Origin of the sequence: Hymenobacter sp. UYP22 (genome assembly GCF_040547285.1) — a bacterium.
In the GTDB taxonomy this organism is placed as follows: domain Bacteria; phylum Bacteroidota; class Bacteroidia; order Cytophagales; family Hymenobacteraceae; genus Hymenobacter.
The window spans coordinates 25,062-43,500 of sequence record NZ_JBEPPK010000003.1 but is presented as its reverse complement, the minus strand read 5'-3'; the positions used below and the strand labels follow the sequence as shown (position 1 = coordinate 43,500).

The 18,439-nt window shown below is 61.7% G+C and carries 12 protein-coding genes; 5 read left to right on the top strand and 7 right to left on the bottom strand.

Going from position 1 to position 18,439, the window contains the following annotated elements; genetic code table 11:
- Window positions 1-3 precede the first annotated feature (3 nt).
- From ABIB60_RS06365 to ABIB60_RS06355, 3 genes are all read left to right on the top strand, one after another.
- Window positions 4-1,263, top strand: coding sequence for an efflux RND transporter periplasmic adaptor subunit (locus tag ABIB60_RS06365; protein WP_354578549.1), 1,260 nt, complete (start codon window positions 4-6; stop codon window positions 1,261-1,263).
- A gap of 194 nt (window positions 1,264-1,457) precedes the next feature.
- Window positions 1,458-2,141, top strand: coding sequence for an ABC transporter ATP-binding protein (locus ABIB60_RS06360; protein WP_354578548.1), 684 nt, complete (start codon window positions 1,458-1,460; stop codon window positions 2,139-2,141).
- Between the two features lie 22 nt (window positions 2,142-2,163).
- Window positions 2,164-4,521, top strand: a complete 2,358-nt coding sequence (locus tag ABIB60_RS06355) for an ABC transporter permease (RefSeq protein WP_354578546.1) — start codon at window positions 2,164-2,166, stop codon at window positions 4,519-4,521.
- Between the two features lie 349 nt (window positions 4,522-4,870).
- Here ABIB60_RS06355 and ABIB60_RS06350 read toward each other — a convergent pair whose 3' ends face one another.
- Together ABIB60_RS06350 and ABIB60_RS06345 are read right to left on the bottom strand one after the other, a co-directional pair.
- Window positions 4,871-5,359, bottom strand: coding sequence for a cupin domain-containing protein (locus ABIB60_RS06350; RefSeq protein ID WP_354578544.1), 489 nt, complete (start codon window positions 5,357-5,359; stop codon window positions 4,871-4,873).
- Window positions 5,360-5,528: 169 nt separating this feature from the next.
- A complete protein-coding gene (locus tag ABIB60_RS06345) occupies window positions 5,529-5,900 on the bottom strand; it encodes a VOC family protein (RefSeq protein WP_354578542.1) in 372 nt (123 codons plus the stop codon).
- Window positions 5,901-6,044: 144 nt separating this feature from the next.
- Here ABIB60_RS06345 and mgrA point away from each other — a divergent pair, with 144 nt between their 5' ends.
- Complete coding sequence (gene mgrA / locus ABIB60_RS06340; protein ID WP_354578540.1) at window positions 6,045-7,037, top strand: L-glyceraldehyde 3-phosphate reductase; 993 nt, start codon at window positions 6,045-6,047, stop codon at window positions 7,035-7,037.
- A gap of 104 nt (window positions 7,038-7,141) precedes the next feature.
- On the opposite strand, the gene ABIB60_RS06335 is transcribed toward mgrA, so the two are convergent.
- The 3 genes from ABIB60_RS06335 to ABIB60_RS06325 all read right to left on the bottom strand — a co-directional run bounded on the left by ABIB60_RS06335 (window position 7,142) and on the right by ABIB60_RS06325 (window position 10,508).
- On the bottom strand, window positions 7,142-7,573 hold the full coding sequence (locus ABIB60_RS06335; RefSeq protein WP_354578539.1) for a DUF1810 domain-containing protein: 432 nt from the start codon (window positions 7,571-7,573) through the stop codon (window positions 7,142-7,144).
- Between the two features lie 159 nt (window positions 7,574-7,732).
- Window positions 7,733-8,596: an aldo/keto reductase gene (locus ABIB60_RS06330; protein ID WP_354578537.1), complete on the bottom strand. Its 864-nt coding sequence runs from the start codon at window positions 8,594-8,596 to the stop codon at window positions 7,733-7,735.
- A gap of 121 nt (window positions 8,597-8,717) precedes the next feature.
- Entirely contained in the window at window positions 8,718-10,508 is a 1,791-nt protein-coding gene (locus ABIB60_RS06325; protein ID WP_354578535.1) for a S41 family peptidase, read from the bottom strand.
- Between the two features lie 404 nt (window positions 10,509-10,912).
- Between ABIB60_RS06325 and ABIB60_RS06320 the strand changes: the two genes are divergently transcribed.
- Window positions 10,913-13,345, top strand: coding sequence for a zinc-dependent metalloprotease (locus tag ABIB60_RS06320; protein ID WP_354578534.1), 2,433 nt, complete (start codon window positions 10,913-10,915; stop codon window positions 13,343-13,345).
- Between the two features lie 209 nt (window positions 13,346-13,554).
- On the opposite strand, the gene ABIB60_RS06315 is transcribed toward ABIB60_RS06320, so the two are convergent.
- The gene (locus ABIB60_RS06315; protein ID WP_354578532.1) at window positions 13,555-15,045 is read right to left on the bottom strand and encodes an efflux transporter outer membrane subunit; all 1,491 of its coding nucleotides are present in this window, start codon (window positions 15,043-15,045) and stop codon (window positions 13,555-13,557) included.
- 62 nt (window positions 15,046-15,107) lie between these two features.
- A complete protein-coding gene (locus ABIB60_RS06310; protein WP_354578530.1) occupies window positions 15,108-18,275 on the bottom strand; it encodes an efflux RND transporter permease subunit in 3,168 nt (1,055 codons plus the stop codon).
- Window positions 18,276-18,439 lie beyond the last annotated feature (164 nt).

Sequence of the window (18,439 nt, the reverse complement as noted above, 5' to 3'; positions counted from 1 at the left end):
CAAATGGATGTCCTGATACCGAAGAAAAAATGGTCGGTTATTACCCGCTGGTGGTGGCTGGGGGCCCTGCTGCTAGCGGGCACGGGCGCAGCCGCCCTCTACTGGCCTAGGCCGGGCCAGCGGCTTCACGTGGCGGCCAGCCGGCTGACTATCAGTCCCGTCACCCGGGGTAACTTTCAGGAATTTACGGCCATCGACGGGGTAGTGCAGCCCCTGCACACCGTGTACCTGGACGCGGCCGAGGCCGGCACGGTGCAGCAAGTACTAGTGGAAGAAGGCGCGACCCTAACGGCGGGCCAGCCGTTGCTGCGGCTGGCTAACCCCGACCTGCAACTGGAGATGGTAAACCGCGAAACGGCCGTGTACGACCTGATGAACAATCTGCGCAACACCCGCAACCAATTGCTACAAAACCGCATTTTGCGCCAAAACCAGCTAGCCGACATCGACTTTCAACTGGCCGAGGCCGGGCGGGTATTTGAAACGAACCGAGTACTCTACGACCTGAAGGCAATTGCGCAGCAGGAATACCTGCAAAGCCAGAACGCCTACCGTTACCAGCAGCGCCGGCGGCAGCTCACGCAGCAGACCTTGCGCCAGGATTCGGTGGCTATGCAGCAGCAGCTGGGCACCATGCAGGAATCGGTGCAGCGCATGACCAGCAACCTGGCCCTGATGCGGCGCAAGATGGACGACCTGCTGCTGCGGGCCCCGGTCGGCGGGCGGCTTAGCTCGCTGGCCGCGGAAGTGGGCGAGGCCAAAACCCGGGGCCAGCGGCTAGGGCAGATTGACGCGCTGACGGGCGTGAAGCTCCACGCCGCCGTGGACGAGTTTTACATTGCCCGCATTGCGGCCGGTCAGGTGGGGGAAGTGGTGGTGGATGGCCAGGCGTATGCTTTGCGCGTAACCAAAATCTTCGCCCAAGTGGCCAAAGGCCTGCAAATCGACTTGGCCTTTACCGGCCCCGCGCCACCGGGCCTGCGGCGGGGCCAGACCCTGCCCATTCGGCTAGCATTGAGCGCCAAGGCTCCGGCGGTGCTGCTGCCCAAAGGCGGCTTTTACCAGCAAACCGTGGGCAACTGGGCGTTCAAGCTGACGTCCGACGGTACCCGGGCCCAGCGGGTAGCCATCCGGCTAGGGCGGCAGAACCCCGACTACTACGAAGTGCTGGCGGGCCTGCAACCCGGCGACCAAGTCGTGACTTCTAGCTACGAAGGCTATGCCGACCAGCAGGAGCTGGTGCTGGATAGCGGCCGGCCATAGGTATCCCAGTAATTACGAAGCTGTTCAGGAAGTCTAAAAATTTAACTCTTGAACGTCATGCTGAGCTTGTCGAAGCATCTCTACCGCTTCATTGCAAGGCCCTGCCGAAGCAGTAGAGATGCTTCGACAAGCTCAGCATGACCTTTGAACAACTTTATAAACAACTTCTACTTGACCACAAAAAGGTAACTCGTATGATTAAGACCGAAAACCTGGAAAAGGTGTACCGCACCGAGGAGGTGCAAACCAAGGCGCTGAACCACGTCTCGCTGACGGTGGAGCAGGGGGAGTTTGTGGCCATTATGGGCCCCTCGGGCTGCGGCAAATCGACGCTGCTCAACCTGCTAGGCCTGCTCGACGAGCCCGACGGCGGCAGCCTGCAACTGCTGGGCACCGAAACCAGCCGCTACTCCGAGCGCCAGCGGGCGGAGCTGCGCAAGCGCAGCCTGGGCTTCGTGTTTCAGAGCTTCAACCTGATTGACGAGCTGACGGTGTTTGAGAACGTGGAGCTGCCCCTGCGCTACCTAGGGGTGGGAAGCGCCGAGCGGCGGCAGCGAGTAGAACAGGTGCTGGAGAAAATGCAGCTGCTGCACCGGCGCAACCATTTTCCGCTGCAACTCTCGGGTGGGCAGCAGCAGCGCGTGGCCGTGGCCCGCGCCGTGGTGAACGCCCCGCCGCTACTGCTGGCCGACGAGCCCACCGGCAACCTCGACTCGGCCAGCGGCCACGACGTGCTAGGCCTGCTGACGGAGCTGAACGAAGCGGGCACCACCGTGCTCATGGTCACGCACTCCGAGCACGACGCCCGGTACGCCCGGCGCGTCATCCGCCTGCTCGACGGGCAGGTGGTGCTCGAAAACAGCCGCAGCCAATTCTAACCGTTTCCTCCCCATTTTGGCCATGCTGCCTTACTCCCTGCTGCTCATTTACCGCAACTTTAAGCGGTTCAAAAGCACGTTCTTCATCAACCTGATTGGCCTCTCGACCGGCTTGGCCAGCGCGCTACTCATCTACCTGTGGAGTAGCGACGAGTACAGCTTTGACCGGTACCATGCTCTGGATGGCCGGCTATATCAAGTGATGGAAAACCGCCGCACGGCCGCCGGCATCGAGACGCAGACCGGCACCATGCCGCTGCTGGCCGAGGCCCTGCGGCGGGAAATGCCGGAGATTGAACTGGTGGCCACCACCACGCCGGTCCCGTTCTTCCCCGGGTTCACGCTGGCGGCGGGCGGCCAGCACCTGAATGCCGTCCCCAAGTACGCAGACCCGGCCTTCTTCCAGCTGTTTTCCTACCCCCTGCTGGTAGGCACTCCCGCTACGGTGCTGCGGGATAAAAACGCCGTGGTCCTCTCCGAAGCCCTGGCAACTAAGCTTTTCGGGTCGCCGCTGAACAGCTTGGGCAAAGCCGTGCAATGGCAAATGGCCGACAAAAAACAGACCTGCCTGGTGGCCGGGGTATTTGCCGGGGTGCCTCGCAACTCGTCCGAGCAGTTTGACTGTGTGCTGCCGTTTGCCGCCTTCAAGGACCTGATGCAGATGAGCGAGACCATCAAGTGGGACGACGACGGCCCCTTCAACACCTACCTGGCCCTGAAGGAGGGGGCCGACCCCGCGCAGTTTCAAGCGAAGCTGGCGGGCTTGCTGAAAACCAAAAGCGCGCAGGCCCAGGCCCAAGGGCGCACCCTATTCGTGCGGCCGTTCGCAGACGGGTACCTGCACGGCACCTACGAAAACGGCGTCGCCACCGGGGGGCGCATTACGTACGTGCGGTTGTTCGCCCTGATTGCCGGGCTCATTCTGGTGATTGCCAGCATCAATTTCATGAATCTGTTCACGGCCAAAGCCTCGCGGCGGGTCAAGGAAGTGGGCATTCGCAAGGCCCTGGGGGCGAGCCGCGCCGCGCTGGTGGGGCAGTACCTGACCGAGTCGGTGGTGATGGCCTTGCTGGCCCTGGTAGTAGCCGTGGGGCTGGTGCAGCTCGTACTGCCGCAGTTCAGCGAGCTGACGGGCAAGCCGCTGGCCCTGCGCTGGGAGTGGCCGCTGGTGGGGGCCGGCCTGGCCCTGGCGCTGGGTACGGGGCTGCTGGCGGGTAGCTACCCCGCGTTCTACCTGTCGGGTTTTCAGCCGGCAATTGTGCTGAAAGGCAAGCTGCCGACCAAGGCCGGCGACGTGTGGACGCGGCAGGGCTTGGTGGTGCTGCAATTCACGCTTTCGGTGCTGTTCATCGTGGCCGTGGTAGTCGTCAACGCGCAGCTGGCGTTTGTGCAGCACCAGCCGCTGGGCTACGACAAGGCGCACGTGCTCCGCTTTGATACGGGCGGCAAGGCGGCGCGCCAGCAGGCGACCTTTCTGGCCGAGGTGAGGAAGTTGCCCGGAGTCGTGCAGGCATCCAGCGTTTTAGGCGGCTTTCTAGGGGAGCGTCACATCGAGGAGATGAGCTGGCGGGGGAAGCGCCTGCCCGTTGCGACGATGCTGGTCAACTACGACCTGGTAGAAACAATGGGCATGCACCTGGTAGCCGGCCGCAGCTTCGCGCCACAGTTTCGCGCCGACACCGCCGCCATCCTCGTCAACCAAACTCTGGTGGCCGGCCTAGGGATGCCGGACCCCGTGGGCCAGCAACTCGACGGGCGCCGCATCGTGGGCGTGGTCCGCGACTTCCACTACGAGTCCTTGCACGAAAAAATTAAGCCCCTGCTGCTCCGGCTCGACCCTCAGATTAACACGGTGCTGGTGAAGCTCCAGCCGGGCGCGGAGCAGGCCACCATTGCGCGGCTTCAGCAGCTGTACGCCGCCTACAACCCCGGCTTTCCGCTCGACTACACGTTTCTGGATGCCGACTACCAGGCCCAGTACGTGGCCGAGCGGCGGGTGGCGGTGCTCGCCCGCTACTTTGCCGGGCTGGCCATTCTCATTTCCGCCTTGGGCCTGCTAGGGCTGGCCGCCTTCACGGCCGAGCGGCGGCGCAAGGAAATTGGTATCCGCAAGGCCCTGGGCGCGAGTGAGCTGGGTATTGTGTGGCTGTTGACCGGCAGCCTGACCTGGCTGGTCGTCGTGGCCATCGTACTGGCGTTGCCCCTGAGCTACCTGCTGATGCAGCGGTGGCTGGAAGGCTTCGCCTACCGCGTGGCGTGGCAGTGGTGGTACTTCGCCGCCGCGGGCCTGGGGGCTCTGCTCGTGGCCTGGCTCACCGTAAGCGTGCAGGCCTGGCGGGCCGCCCGCCGCAACCCTGTGCTGAGTTTGCGGGCCGAGTGATGAGCAAATAAGATGGGCGCTCTGAACTGCTAAAAGGCAGGCCTCCAACCTCACGGCTGTTGTATACCGACGGGGTGTGCGCCCAGCCCTCTTGTTTTGCACAGTTGACTTCCCACGACATGCATAAGCCCTCCGATGCCGGTGGAATTTCTACGTGACGAGCAGGCCGTCTGCTACGGGCACTACCACGCCGGCACCAGCCCGGAGCAACTACCCCCTTTCTTCTACCTCAGTTTAGTCAGATAGAAGATTCAACCGGGAAGTGATTTACTCATTGGCTGCTACAAGTGCACCCAGCAATGCACTTGTAGCAGCGGAGAGGATTCGGCAAGCTCAGCATGACACTGTACTACAAAACGGCCTTCGTAAACTGCTCCACTACGTCCGCCGCCTGCGGAAACTCCCGCAGCAACGCAGCTCGTTCGGCCAGCTCAAAATCGGCGAAATCGAAGCCGGGGGCTACGGTGCAGCTGACGAGGCCGTAGCCGGGGCGGTGCTTTACCTGGGCCGCAAACCACACGCCCGCCGGAATAACGGCCTGGGGCAGCTCGCCAGCGGCAAAGTCGGGGCCGAGGGTGAGGCGGGTGGGCTGGCCGGGAGTGAGCAGGATGATTTCCAGCGCCTGCCCCTGGTGAAAAAACCATAACTCATCGGACTTAATGCGGTGGAAGTGCGACTTATCCTCGTTTTCGAGCAGGTAGTAGATGGCTGTGCTGACGCTGCGGGACTGGCCCTCGGCGGTGGTTAGCGGGTGAGCGGAGCGGTAGGTCTCCCGGTAGTAGCCGCCCTCGGGATGGGGCAGCAGTTGCAGGTCACGGATGATGTTCTGGGCAGGCATAGGGGCGGGGTAAACCGGGTAGTAAAGCTGTTCAGAAAATGGTATAACGTCATGCAGAGCGCAGCGAAGCATCTGGCGTGCTGACGTTTGAATAGCATAGCAACGTTAGCACGCCAGATGCTTCGCTGTACTCTGCATGACTGTTCTGGTGTATTCGTTCAGAAGCTACCTACCCTTTGTTGAACTCGCCGATGTGCCAGAGTACGCCGGCGGGGTCGTGTACGAAGCATTCTTTGCCCCAGTCCTCGTGTCGGATGGGCAGCACTTTCACGTCGGCAAATTGCCCGGGCAGATCCAGCGCCGTCAGCTGCTGCCAGTACTGCTCCACATTTTCCACTTCCAGAAACAGCATGGTGTTATCTACCCACTCAGGCGCGTAGTAATTCTGCAGGTAAAAACTCACCCCTTCGAGCGTAAACAGGGACATGGCCGGCGACAGGGCCGTTTCGGTGAAACCAAAGGCCTGGTAGAAGCTACGAGACGTGGCGAATTCTTTTGCGCCGATAAAGGGGCGGAGGGAGCGAATTTGTGGGGTAGGCATCGGATAAAGCAGATATTGAAATGCACTGTTCGGAAAAGTCAGGCGAGGAAAGATAGTGGGGCTGAGCGTAAAAATTGGCTGCCGCTCAGCTTGCTTTCCGCGGGTTCTGCGTACTTACGGCCCCAATTCAACTTCCTCCCCAACATGCCTTATCAACCCAATCCCGGCCGCTACGCCGATATGCCTTACCGCCGCTGCGGCCGTAGCGGCCTGAAACTGCCCGCCGTGTCGCTGGGCCTCTGGCACAACTTCGGCGACGTGGACGTGCTCCAGAACTTCCGGGCCATCCTACACCGGGCCTTCGATAGTGGCGTTACGCACTTCGATTTGGCCAACAATTACGGCCCTCCGCCCGGCTCGGCCGAAACCAACTTCGGCCGCATCCTGAAAGAGGATTTCCGAGGCTACCGCGATGAACTGGTTATTTCCACCAAGGCTGGCTACCACATGTGGGAAGGACCCTACGGCGAGTGGGGCTCCCGCAAATATCTTATTTCCAGCCTCGACCAGAGCCTCAAGCGCATGAAGCTGGACTACGTGGATATTTTCTACTCCCACCGCCCCGACCCGGATACTCCCCTGGAGGAAACCATGTCGGCCCTCGACCATGTGGTGCGGCAGGGCAAGGCCCTGTACGTGGGCATCAGTAACTACCAGCCCGCGGAAGCAGCCGAGGCTATTCGCATTCTGCGGGAGCTGGGCACGCCCTGCCTGATTCACCAACCCAAATACTCCATGTTTGAGCGTTGGGTGGAAAATGGCTTGCTCAATTTATTGGAAGAGGAAGGCGTGGGCTGCATTCCGTTTTCGCCCCTGGCCCAAGGCCTACTCACCAACAAGTACCTGCACGGCATCCCGGAAGATTCGCGGGTTGCCAAAGGTGTGGGCTTCCTGACCGAAACCCAGCTCACCCCCGAGCGTCTGCGCCAAGTGCAGCAGCTCAATGAGCTGGCCCAGCAGCGCGGTCAAAGCCTGGCCCAAATGGCCCTCAGCTGGATTCTGCGCGACGAGCGAATCACCTCCGTGCTCATCGGCGCCAGCAAACCCGAGCAGCTCACTGACTCACTTCGCTGCCTGCAAAACCTGCAGTTCAGTGCAGATGAACTGGCCCAGATTGAGGCGGTGCTGAAGCCCTGAACCAGTCATTCCGAACGAAGGGAGGAATCTGGGTTGACCGTTTGCAGGCTAACTCAGATTCCTCCCTTCGTTCGGAATGACAAGTAGTATTGTGGCGTTGGCTGCTACGGATTATGCCGCAGGATTTGCAGGGTTTTCTCGTCCGACACGCCGCTGAAGAATTTATCTAATACGCGTTGAAAAACCGGGCTGGTACCTTTCAGTGCGGCAAACAGCGTCATCGACGACTTCAACTTCACATCATCCGGGCTGCCCATGATACGGGTAGCATCGTTGCTTTCCAGCCTAGCTAGGGCCTCACTGATTTCTATCAGGCGCGGACCCAGCACCGGGTGCTGCAGATAGGCTTCGGCTTCCTGCTGACTCTGGATGGCGTAAAACCGGGCCGTTTCACTGTAGCCAAGGCCCTGCACTTGCGGGAAGATATACCACATCCAATGGCTGCGCTTACGCCCGCCTCGGATTTCGGCTAGGGCCGTGGCGTAGTCGCGTTGCTGGGCGTCGAGGAAGCGTTGCAGATTAGATGGTTGGGGCATAGTGGAGAGGAAGTAACGTCAGAACAAGACCTGAACGTCATGCAGAGGCCGGAGGCCGAAGCATCTCGCGTGCTGATGTCTGATTACTACTGCAACGTCAGCACGCGAGATTCCTCGACTTCGCTCGGAATGACTGTTTATTAGACAGAACAGGACAAATTACTCGTCACCGAGCTTATTTAGGGTGTCCATATCTTCAGCAGAAAGTTGAATAGCAGCGGCTTGCACGTTTTCTTCCAAGTGCTTCACTTTAGAGGTGCCCGGAATCAGGAGGATGTTGGGGGAGCGGTGCAGTAGCCAGGCTAGGGCTACTTGCTGGGTGCTGGCGTTGTGGCGCTGCCCAATTTCGGTGAGTTTGCTCAGGGCCTCTTGGTTGCCGCCGGCCAGTGGGTACCACGGAATGAAGGCCAGGCCGTTCTGCTCACAGTACGTCAACTCGTCTTCCCACTTGCGGTTGTCCACGCTGTACATGTTCTGTACCGACACCACTGGTACCGCCTGCTGAGCTTGCTGAATCTGCTCCACGGTTACTTCGGAGAGGCCGATGTGCTTAATTTTGCCTTGCTGTTGGGCTTGCTGCAGAAACTCCAGCGTCTGCTCAAACGGCACATTCGGGTCGATGCGGTGGAGCTGGTAAAGGTCGATTTGCTCCAGTTTCAGGCGTTTTAGGCTGCCTTCCAGGGCTTCGCGCAGGTGCTTGGGGCTGGCATCAATGGGCCACTGGTTGGGGCCGGTGCGCAGCAGCCCGCCTTTGGTGCCGATGACCAGGCCGGCCGGGTAAGGGTGCAGGGCCTCGGCAATCAGCTCCTCGGATACATTGGGGCCGTAGCTGTCGGCGGTATCGATGAAATTGATGCCCAGCTCCACGGCGCGCCGGAGCACCCGGATGGATTCGGCGTGGTCCTGGGGTGGACCCCAGATACCGTCGCCGGTGATGCGCATTGCGCCGTAGCCTATGCGGTTAACAGTCAGGTCGCCGCCCAGCGTGAAGGTTTTGGCGGGAGAGGTGGTGTTCGTAGCCATTGAAGGGAGTATGGATGAGGTACGCACGGGCTGGTGAAAATAGCCGTGGTAGATAACCGCCAGAGCCGGCAAAAGTCTTAAGCTCCTCTATTGCAGGCCCGCACCGGCCACCCACAAAACCTCAGTTGGGACGCTGGTTTTTCTGCAGCAGCTCTACGGCCCGCTCTACCTCCGCATCCTGCCCGGCGGCTACCTGGCGGAGCGTGGGCGTAACCACTTCGTCCGGCGCAATACCCTCACCTTGGTACGAGCTGCCGCGACTCACCACCCGCCGTCCGGTCCAGCTCAGCAGGTACGCCCGCCCGATGGCCGCAAAATTCATTTCCCCATTGGTGCCGCCGGTAGTTTGGCCCAATAGCACGCCGAGCCGGTGGCGCCGTACCAGCTCGGTAATGGTTTCGCCGTAGCTGTAAGTGTGCGGGCCCACCAGAAACACTTTGGGCGCAGCAATAAACGGCAGCTGCGGCAGCTTCCGGGCGGGCTTATCTCCCAAATAAGTGGGGTGTTCAAAGCCTGGTTGGCGTAGCACCGGCATTGCCAGGCTGTCCGTGAGCAGCGGCTGCTCGGTGAAGTGAGGCAGGATGCGCAGCAGGTCATAATGGGGGCGCTGGCGCAGGTCGATAACCACGCCTTGGGCGGCCTGCAACTGCGGCAGGTCTCGCTCAAAATCCGAATAGCGCAGGCGGGTAGCATCCACGTACACCAGCCCCGGCGCCAGCTCCTGGACTGGCGGTGCCTGGTTGTACAGGCTACCCCGCAGCTGCCGGAATGTCCAGTGGGCAGTGGTGCTGCGGCCCAGCGAGTCGCGGAGAGTGAAGGTGGCCGCCGGGGCTTTAGTGGCGAGGCTGGTAAGGAGCTGCTCGGAGGCCAGTTGGCGCGCTACGGCTGGGGAAGTGGCTGGTATTCTGGTTTGCAGTGTGTCGAGCAGACCACCCACCGGCTGGCCATTTACGTGGGTAAGCACGGTGCCCCGGGTTGCTGTTGGTCGCAGCGCCGCAGGGACCTGCCGCAGCACTACCTGACCTTCAACTAACGCCAGCTGCAAGGCCCAGGGCGGGTCCACGATGCGCAGGCCGGTACGGGTTTTAGGGCCGATGGCCACGTGTCGGTCGGGTAGGTGGGCCAGCAGGGTGCGGCAGGCGGCCAGTAGCTCCGCTTCGGTGGAGGCTTGAGCCGCTTGCTGCAGGGCCGCTGGAAGGGCTACCTCCCACTGAGCCTGCTCCAGCACTGCGCGGTAAGGATAAAAGTGCTGCAGAATATTCCAAGTGAGCATAACCGTTGCCAGCCGCTGCTCCGACGTGGTGGCTGATAACCGCCGCACCCGCCGCCTCAACCGGTACGAAAGCCGCTGCCGGTACTGCGCCTCCGTAAGCACTAGTGGTAGTTCCAGCTGCACGGAGTCGGTCAGGGCGGTGGTATACTGGCGCTGCCCACTCGGAAACAGGCTGTCGGCTACCGCCCCCGAAGCCACTCGGATGGTGCTAGCGTAGGGAATGCCCGCCAGTTTCAACATCAGCCGGGCCACCGGCAGCCCGGTTTTATCCTGACCCAGACTGTGGTGCTCCCAGAAGTGATAGGGCCTTGCTCCTAACGATGCAAAACTGTTCGGCGCCGCTGCCAATGTGCCTATGGTGAACCGAATTTCCGGGGCCAAAGGCCGTAGCAGGCTGTCGAGAGTGCGGGCCAGGGTGGCATCGGTGCGGGCTCGGCGCACGGCTGGGATGCTGCGCACCAGCACCGTTTCCCAGCTCAGGCGGGCCGTGTGGCGGTTAGGGTAGAAATATTTCACGTCGCCCACCAGCTTGGTGAGGGCCGAGAGGTTACGGGTTTCGCGGGCGGTGAGGGGCTTGGATGCGGCCAACGTGGCCAGGGGCAAAGCTGCCAGTAGCAGGGCAGAGTGTAGAAAATGCACAGGAATAGAGTAGGGGAATCAAGCCGTAAGATACCCGTCTCCGGTTGCGCGTTGCATCCTGCTAACGCGCCCGTCATACCAGCCGACCAGGCAGAGCAAAGCCGGGGTATTTCCACCGCGTTGTTTGGACGTCATTCCGAGCAGCGCGAGGAATCCCGCGTGCTGATGTTGTTGCTAGAATAACGTCATGCTTTATCTGGCGTCCGCTTGTCGAAGCAGCTCTACCGCTTCGTTGGATTACCATCACAACCTCAGCACGCAAGATTCCTCGACTTCGCTCGGAATGACAGTCTGATTAACTATACCCACAAGCCGCTGTAAAGTCAGATAAAACCCATCCGGCCTGCGCCCAACTACCAACTTCCGGCTTTACCTTACAGCTCCCGACTATTCTCCTTTTCTGCGTGAAAAAAATCTACTCCCTGCTGCTTGGCGGCTTCCTGCTGAGTGCGCCGCTGGCCTCGGCCCAAACCCTGGCCGAAAAGACGAAAGGCCTTCAGAAATTTTCGGGTTATTTCCCGTTTTACTGGGACGAGAAAGGCGGCCGCATCCTGCTGGAAATCGACAAGCTCGACCAGGAAATTCTGTACGTGAGCAGCCTGCCCCAGGGCGTAGGCTCCAACGATTTGGGCCTCGACCGGGGCCAGATCGGGCAGACGCGCATTGTGAAGTTCGTGAAAAGCGGCCCCAAGATTCTGCTGCTCCAGCCCAATTACGACTACCGGGCCGTAAGCCCAAACCCCGAGGAGCGCAAATCGGTGGAGCAGGCGTTTGCCCAGTCGGTTATCTGGGGTTTCAAGGCTGAGGCGCAGGAAGGTAACAGAGTGCTCATCGACCTCACGCCCTTCCTGCTGCGCGACTCCCACCAGATTGGCGACAAATTGGAAGACCTCAAACAGGGCAGTTTTAAGGCTGAGGAAAGCCGCTCGGCGGTGTTTCTGCCTAATACCAAGGGCTTCCCGCAGAACTCGGAGTTTGAGGCCATTATCACTCTCACCGGTAAAGCCAAAGGCCGCGAAATTCAGTCGGTTACCCCCGACCCGAACGCCGTGACGGTGCACATGCACCACTCCTTCGTGCAATTGCCCGATGCTGGTTACAAGCCCCGGGCCTTCGACCCCCGGGCCGGCTTCTTCGCCAATGAGTACATGGACTACGCCACGCCCATCGACCAACCCATTCTGAAGCGGCAACTGGTGCGGCACCGCCTCACCAAAAAAGACCCCACGGCGGCCCAGAGCGAGGCCGTGGAGCCCATTGTGTACTACCTGGACAGAGGGGCGCCCGAGCCCGTGCGTTCCGCCCTCATGGAAGGGGCCGCGTGGTGGAATCAGGCGTTTGAGGCAGCCGGTTACCGCAACGCGTTTCAGGTGAAGCTGCTGCCCGAGGACGCCGACCCCATGGACATTCGTTACAACCTCATTCAGTGGGTGCACCGCTCTACCCGGGGCTGGTCGTACGGGGCGAGCATTACAGACCCGCGCACCGGCGAAATCATCAAGGGGCAGGTATCGTTGGGCTCCTTGCGGGTGCGCCAGGATTTTCTGATTGCCGAGGGCCTGCTGCAGCCTTATGAGGAGGGCAAGCCCACCAGCCCCGAAATGCTGCAAATGGGCGTGGCCCGCCTGCGCCAGCTAGCCGCCCACGAGGTGGGCCACACCCTGGGCCTCTACCACAACTACTCGGCCAGCACCAAGGAACGGTCGTCGGTGATGGACTACCCCATGCCCCGTATCAAAACTCGCGCCGATGGCAGCATTGATTTGAGCGAGGCCTATGCCACCGGCATCGGCAGCTGGGACAAGCGCGCCATCCTCTACGGCTACCAGGATTTCGGCTCCCGGGCCGATGAAAAAGCCGCTTTGGACGCCATCATGAAGCGAACCCTGGCCGAGGGCTACGTATTCATGGCCGATGCCGATGCCCGGGCCGCCGGCGGAGCCCACCCCACGGCCCACCTCTGGGACGACGGCCCCAACGCTGCCGACGAGCTGAACCGCCTGATGGACGTGCGCCGCCAGTTGCTGGCCCGCTTCTCCGAAAAAGCCCTGGCCCCCGGTCAGCCCATGGCCATGCTGGAGGAGGTGCTGGTGCCCATGTATCTGCTGCAGCGCTACCAGGTGGAGGCCGTTTCCAAGGAACTGGGTGGCCTTTACTACACCTACGCCGTGAAAGGCGACGGCCAGACTACCACCAAACTGCTGGAACCCGCCGAGCAGTGGAAGGCTCTGGACGCGCTGCTGCGCACAATTTCGCCCCGGGAGCTGGCCCTGTCGGAGGAGCTGCTGACGAAGATTCCGCCCCGGCCCGTGAACTACGGCCGCAGCCGCGAAACCTTCCCCGCCCGCACCGGCCTCACCTTCGACCCGCTGGGTGCGGCCGAATCAGCGGCGGCTACTACGCTGGAGTTTCTGCTGAACCCCCAGCGGGCGGCGCGTTTGGAGGAGTACCACGCCCGCCACGCCGAGCAGCCCGGCCTCGGGGCGGTACTGGATAAGCTGCTGGCCGCTACCTGGCAGTCCCGGCCCGAAGCCGGCTACCCCGGGGAGCTGCAGCGCCTCGTGCAGATGCTGACGCTGCAAAAGCTACTGGCCCTGGCCGCCGCCCCGCAAGCCCCGGTAGGCGTGAAAGCCCTGGCCGCCCTGAAAGTCGAAGACCTGAAAAAACAGCTTCAGAAGGATCAAAAGGCCAAAGAGGAAAGCCGCCGCGCCACTGCCCTGGCTGCCCTGCGCACCATCCGGCAGTTCGAGGATAACCCCGAGAAATTCCAGCCCGCGCCCGCCCTCCCCATGCCCGACGGTGCCCCCATCGGCTCGGATGACTGCGGGACGTGGTAGTGTGCAGAAGTGGCCCCCGGTCCGGCGGGCGCAGCCCGTCGGACCGGTTGAAGTATGCTGACATCCGGACGACAACGATGGAACGACGACGTAACAACTTCAGCACGCGGCAACCGGTCCGACGGACTGCGCCCGCCGGACCGGGACGTATAAACAGCAAAGCGGAGCCACCAATACGGTGATTCCGCTTCGCTGTTTACTGCAAATGCTTACTTCTCAACCGATGCTGCCGGCGTCCAGCCGCCGCCCAGGCCGCGGTAGAGGTCGATGAGGAGCAGGAACTGCTGGCGGCGGGTTTGAGTCAGGTTGAGCTCGGCTTCCAGCACGCTGCGCTGGGCGGTTACTACTTCCAGGTAGGAAGCGTAGTTGGCCTTGTACAGGTCGTCGGACACACTCACGGCTTTGTTGAGGGCGGCCACTTCCTGCTGTTGCAACTCAAACATGCGTTGGTAGTTGCCGATGCCGCGCAGGCTGGTACTCACTTCCTCGAAACCGGTTTGCACGGCCTTCTGGTAGTCGTTGTAGGCAATCTGCTGCTCGGCGGCCGAGCGGCGCAGGTCGGCTTTGAGGCCGTTGCGGTTGAGCAGGGGCGCGCTCAGGCCCGAGAGCAGCCCGTAGGCTAGGGAGCCGGGCGTGTTAAACAGCACCGAGGCCCGGTAGGCATTCACGCCCACAAACGGCGTGAGCGTGAGCGTGGGCAGGAAGGCAGCGCGGGCGGCCGCTACATCGGCACGGGCAGCCACCAACTCCAACTCGGCTTGCTGCACATCGGGGCGGCGCAGGAGCATGGAGGCGGGCAGGCCGGCTTGTATTTGGGTGGGCAGGGGCTGCTGCAGAATGGGCAGGCCCCGGGCAATGTGTTGGGGGTAGCGGCCCAGGAGGCGGTTTAGGGCGTTTTCGGAGGCGGCAATGCGCTGCTGAGTTTCGGCTTCCAGGCTGCGGGTGCGTAGGAGCTGGGCGGTAAACTGCTGCACAGCCAGCTCGTTGGCGCGCCCGGCCTGCTTCTGCACCCGCACAATATCCAGGGCCCGCTCCTGCAGGCGCTGGTTTTTGTTGAGCACCGCCAGCTCGTTGTCCAGCCCCAGCAGGTTGAAATACAGCCGGGCTACTTCGGCTACCAACGACGTTTCCACCAGATGCCGGCCCTTTTCCGAGGCCAGCACCCGTAGGTACGCGGCCTGCCGACGCTGGCGCAGCTTGCCCCAGAGGTCAATTTCCCAGGAGCTGCGCAACCCCAGGAAGAAGTCGGGAGTGGGGTTGGGAATGCGCTGTCGGCCTTCGATATTGGGCGAGAGGTTGGTGTCGTAGTTGCCAATGCCATTAAGGGTGTAGTCGCCAAACTTCTCCACGCCGGCGCTGGCTACCCCGTTTACGGTGGGCAGCAGGGCCCCGCGCTGTACCTGCAAAGTAGCCCGCGCAATTTCGATGCGCTGAATGGCCGTGCGCAGATCGGGGTTGGCCTGTAGGGCCGTATCAATCAGGCCCACCAGGTTCCGGTCCCCGAAAAACTGCCGCCAGGGTTGGTTGGCGATGGAAGAGGAATCAGTGGTAGCCGCCGTAGCCAGAAAGGCTGCCGGCATGGTAGCCGCCGCCGGCTGCACGGTAGGCTGGGCTATCCGGCAGCTGGCCGCCAGGGTTAGCGCGGCCAAAGCGGGTAGCAGGCGGTGGGTGAGGGGGCGTATTGAGGTTGATAAGGTCATGGGGCTAGCGAGGCTAGAGTTGTTTCCCCTCCTTAGCTGACGAGGAGGGGAGCCACGTGCAATTAGGCGTGGGCGGGTTCCAAGGTTTCGGTGGGCTCGGCGAGCTGCTTACGCTTCTTCTCCTGCTTGCTCCGGCGCGAAAACAGCACGTAGAGGCCTGGAATCAGGATGACGCCGAACAGGGTGCCGATAAACATGCCGCCGGCCGCCGCCGTGCCAATGGAGCGGTTGCCCAGGGCACCGGCCCCGGAGGCAATGGTCAACGGAATCAGGCCGGCAATGAAGGCGAAGCTCGTCATTAGGATGGGGCGGAGGCGGGAGTACCCGCCCTGCACCGCCGCTTCTAGCGCCGAGAGGCCCTCTTTGCGCTTGAGCACCGCAAACTCAATGATGAGGATGGCGTTCTTGCCCAAGAGGCCGATGAGCATTACCAGGGAAACCTGGGCGTAGATGTTGTTTTCCAGGCCCAGCAGCTTCAGGAACAGGAAGGCCCCGAAGATGCCGGTGGGCAGGCTTAGGATAACCGGCAGCGGCAGCAGGAAGCTCTCGTACTGGGCCGCCAGCAGCAGGTACACGAACAGCAATACCACCGCAAATACGTAGATGGCCTGGTTACCGCTCAGGATTTGCTCCCGGGTCATGCCGCTCCACTCGTAGCTGTAGCCCCGGGGCAGCTCCTTGGCGGCCACTTCTTCAATGGTCTTAATTACGTCGCCGGAACTGAAACCCGGGGCTGCGTCGCCGTTGAGCATGGCCGAGGTGTACATGTTATAGCGGGTGAGCTGCTCGGGGCCGTACACCCGCTCCAGGCGCACAAAGCTGGAGTAGGGTACCATCTCATTCCGGTCGTTTTTCACGTACATCTTCAGCACGTCCTCGGGGCTGGTGCGGTAGCCGGGGGCGGCCTGCACCATCACCTTGTACATCTGCCCGAAGCGGATAAAGTTGGAGGCGTAGAACGAACCCATCAGGGTTTGTAGGGTGCTCATGGCCTTGTCCACCGTCACGCCCTTCTTGGCGGCCTGGTCCTGGTCAACGTGGATGAGGTACTGGGGGAAGCTGGCATCGAAGCCGGTGAAGGCCCCGCCCACGGCCGGCGTGTTGGTAAGGGCCGTGATGAACTTGTTGGCTACCTGAGCCGTGGCGGGCAGGTCGCCGCGCCCGGTTTTGTCTAGGAGGCGCAGCTCGAAGCCGCTGGAGTTACCGAAGCCCGGCACCGTGGGCGGGGGGAAGAACTGAATGTCGGCGTCGTGGATGTGCTTGGTTTGCTCGTTGAGCTGGGCAATCAGGTCGGTTACCGATTCCTGGCGGTCGTCCCAGGTTTTGAGGTTGATCATGCCCATACCGTAGGAGGCCCCGGCCACCTCGTTCATCAGGCTGTAGCCGGCCAGCGTCGACACCGATTCTACCGGGCCCAGCTTGGCGGCAACCTTCTGAATTTCGTCGAGCACTTTTTCGGTGCGCTCCACGGTGGCGCCGGGCGGGGTTGTTACGTTCACGTACACCATGCCCTGGTCCTCGGTGGGGATAAAGCCGCTGGGCAGCACGGAGTTTACGCCCCAGGTTGCCAGGCAAAAGCCCACGAGCAGGCCAATGGTAATGAGGCGGCGACTGGCCACGGTGCGCACCAGCCACTGGTAGCGGGTAGCCAGGGCCTCGTAGTGGCGGTTGAAGCCGGCAAAAAACCGGTCCATCAGCCCCAGCTTCTTACCTTCCTGGTGCGCTACGGGCTTGAGCATCAGCGCGCACAACGCCGGCGTGAGCGTCAGGGCATTCACCCCCGAAATGACGATGGATATAGCCAGCGTAAGCGAGAACTGCCGGTAGAACACGCCCACCGGGCCTTCCATGAACGACACCGGCACAAACACCGCCGACATCACCAAAGTAATAGCTACAATAGCCCCCCCAATTTCCGACATGGCTTCCAGCGTGGCATCCATAGCCGAGAGGTGCTTCTCGTGCATTTTGGCGTGCACGGCTTCCACCACCACAATGGCGTTATCAACCACAATACCAATGGCCAGCACCAGCGCAAACAGCGTGAGCAGGTTGATGCTGAAGCCCAGCAGCTGCATGAAAAACAGCGTGCCCACCAGGGCCACTGGCACCGCCAGCGCCGGAATCAGCGTGGAGCGCCAGTCTTGCAAAAACAGGTACACCACCACGAATACCAGCAAAAACGCTTCTACCAGGGTGCGCAGCACTTCGTGAATCGAGGCGTCGAGGAAGCGCGACACGTCGTAGGCCACGTTGTAGGTCATGCCGGGGGGGAAGGACGTTTGCTTGAGCTCGGCCATGCGCTCCTTCACCTGCTTAATCACATCCGAAGCGTTGGAACCGGGGCGCTGCTTGAGCATAATGGCCGCCGAGGGCTTGCCGTCAATCTTGGACACCATGCCGTAGCTGAGCACGTCGAACTTCACCTGGGCCACGTCCTTGAGGCGCAGCACCGAGCCGTCGGGGTTGGCGCGCAGTACAATGTCCTCGTACTGCTTGGGCTCGAAGAGCTTGCCGGTGTAGCGCAGCACGTATTGCAGCATCTGGGCGTCCTGGCCCGAGCTTTCCCCCGATTTACCGGGGGCGGCTTCCACGTTCTGAGCCCGGATGGCTTCCACCACTTCCTCGGCCGACACGTTGTAGGCCACCATGCGGTCGGGTTGCAGCCACACGCGCATGGAGTACTCGCGCTGGCCCATAATTTCGGCAAAGCCCACGCCATCAATGCGCTTGAGCTCCTGCAGCACGTTGATATCGGCAAAGTTGTAGATGAACTTCTCGTTCACCTTGGGGTCTTCGCTCATCACGTTGAGGTAGAGCAGCATGCTGTTCACTTCCTTCTCGGTGCTCACCCCCGCCCGAATTACTTCCTCGGGCAGCTCATCGATGATGGTTTGCACCCGGTTCTGCACGTTCACGGCGGCCAGGTCAGGGTCGGTACCCACCTGGAAAAACACGGTTATCACCGTCAGGCCGCTGTTGCTGCTCACCGACGACATGTAAGTCATGCCCGGCACCCCGTTGATGGCCCGCTCCAGCGGCGTAGCTACGGCCTTGGCGCACACCTCGGCGTTGGCACCGGTGTAGCGGGCCGTTACCGTCACGGAGGGCGGCACGATATCCGGGAACTGGGTGATTGGCAGCGAGAACAAGGCCAGCCCACCTAGAAACGTGATAAACAAGGAAATCACCAGCGAGAGAACCGGCCGGCGAATAAAGAGTGCGAGCATAGGGTGCAGGGTATGGGGGAGGGTCGGAAGTGGGCTGGAGAAGCATAGCGCCCGAACAAGGGGGAATAGGGTGGTTAACCGGCATGTTGAACGGTGGGCTCTCCGCTGGTTGGTTGCCTGCCAGTCCCCTCAGCTTAGCGTGCAAAAACCAGGGCCAGCAAGCT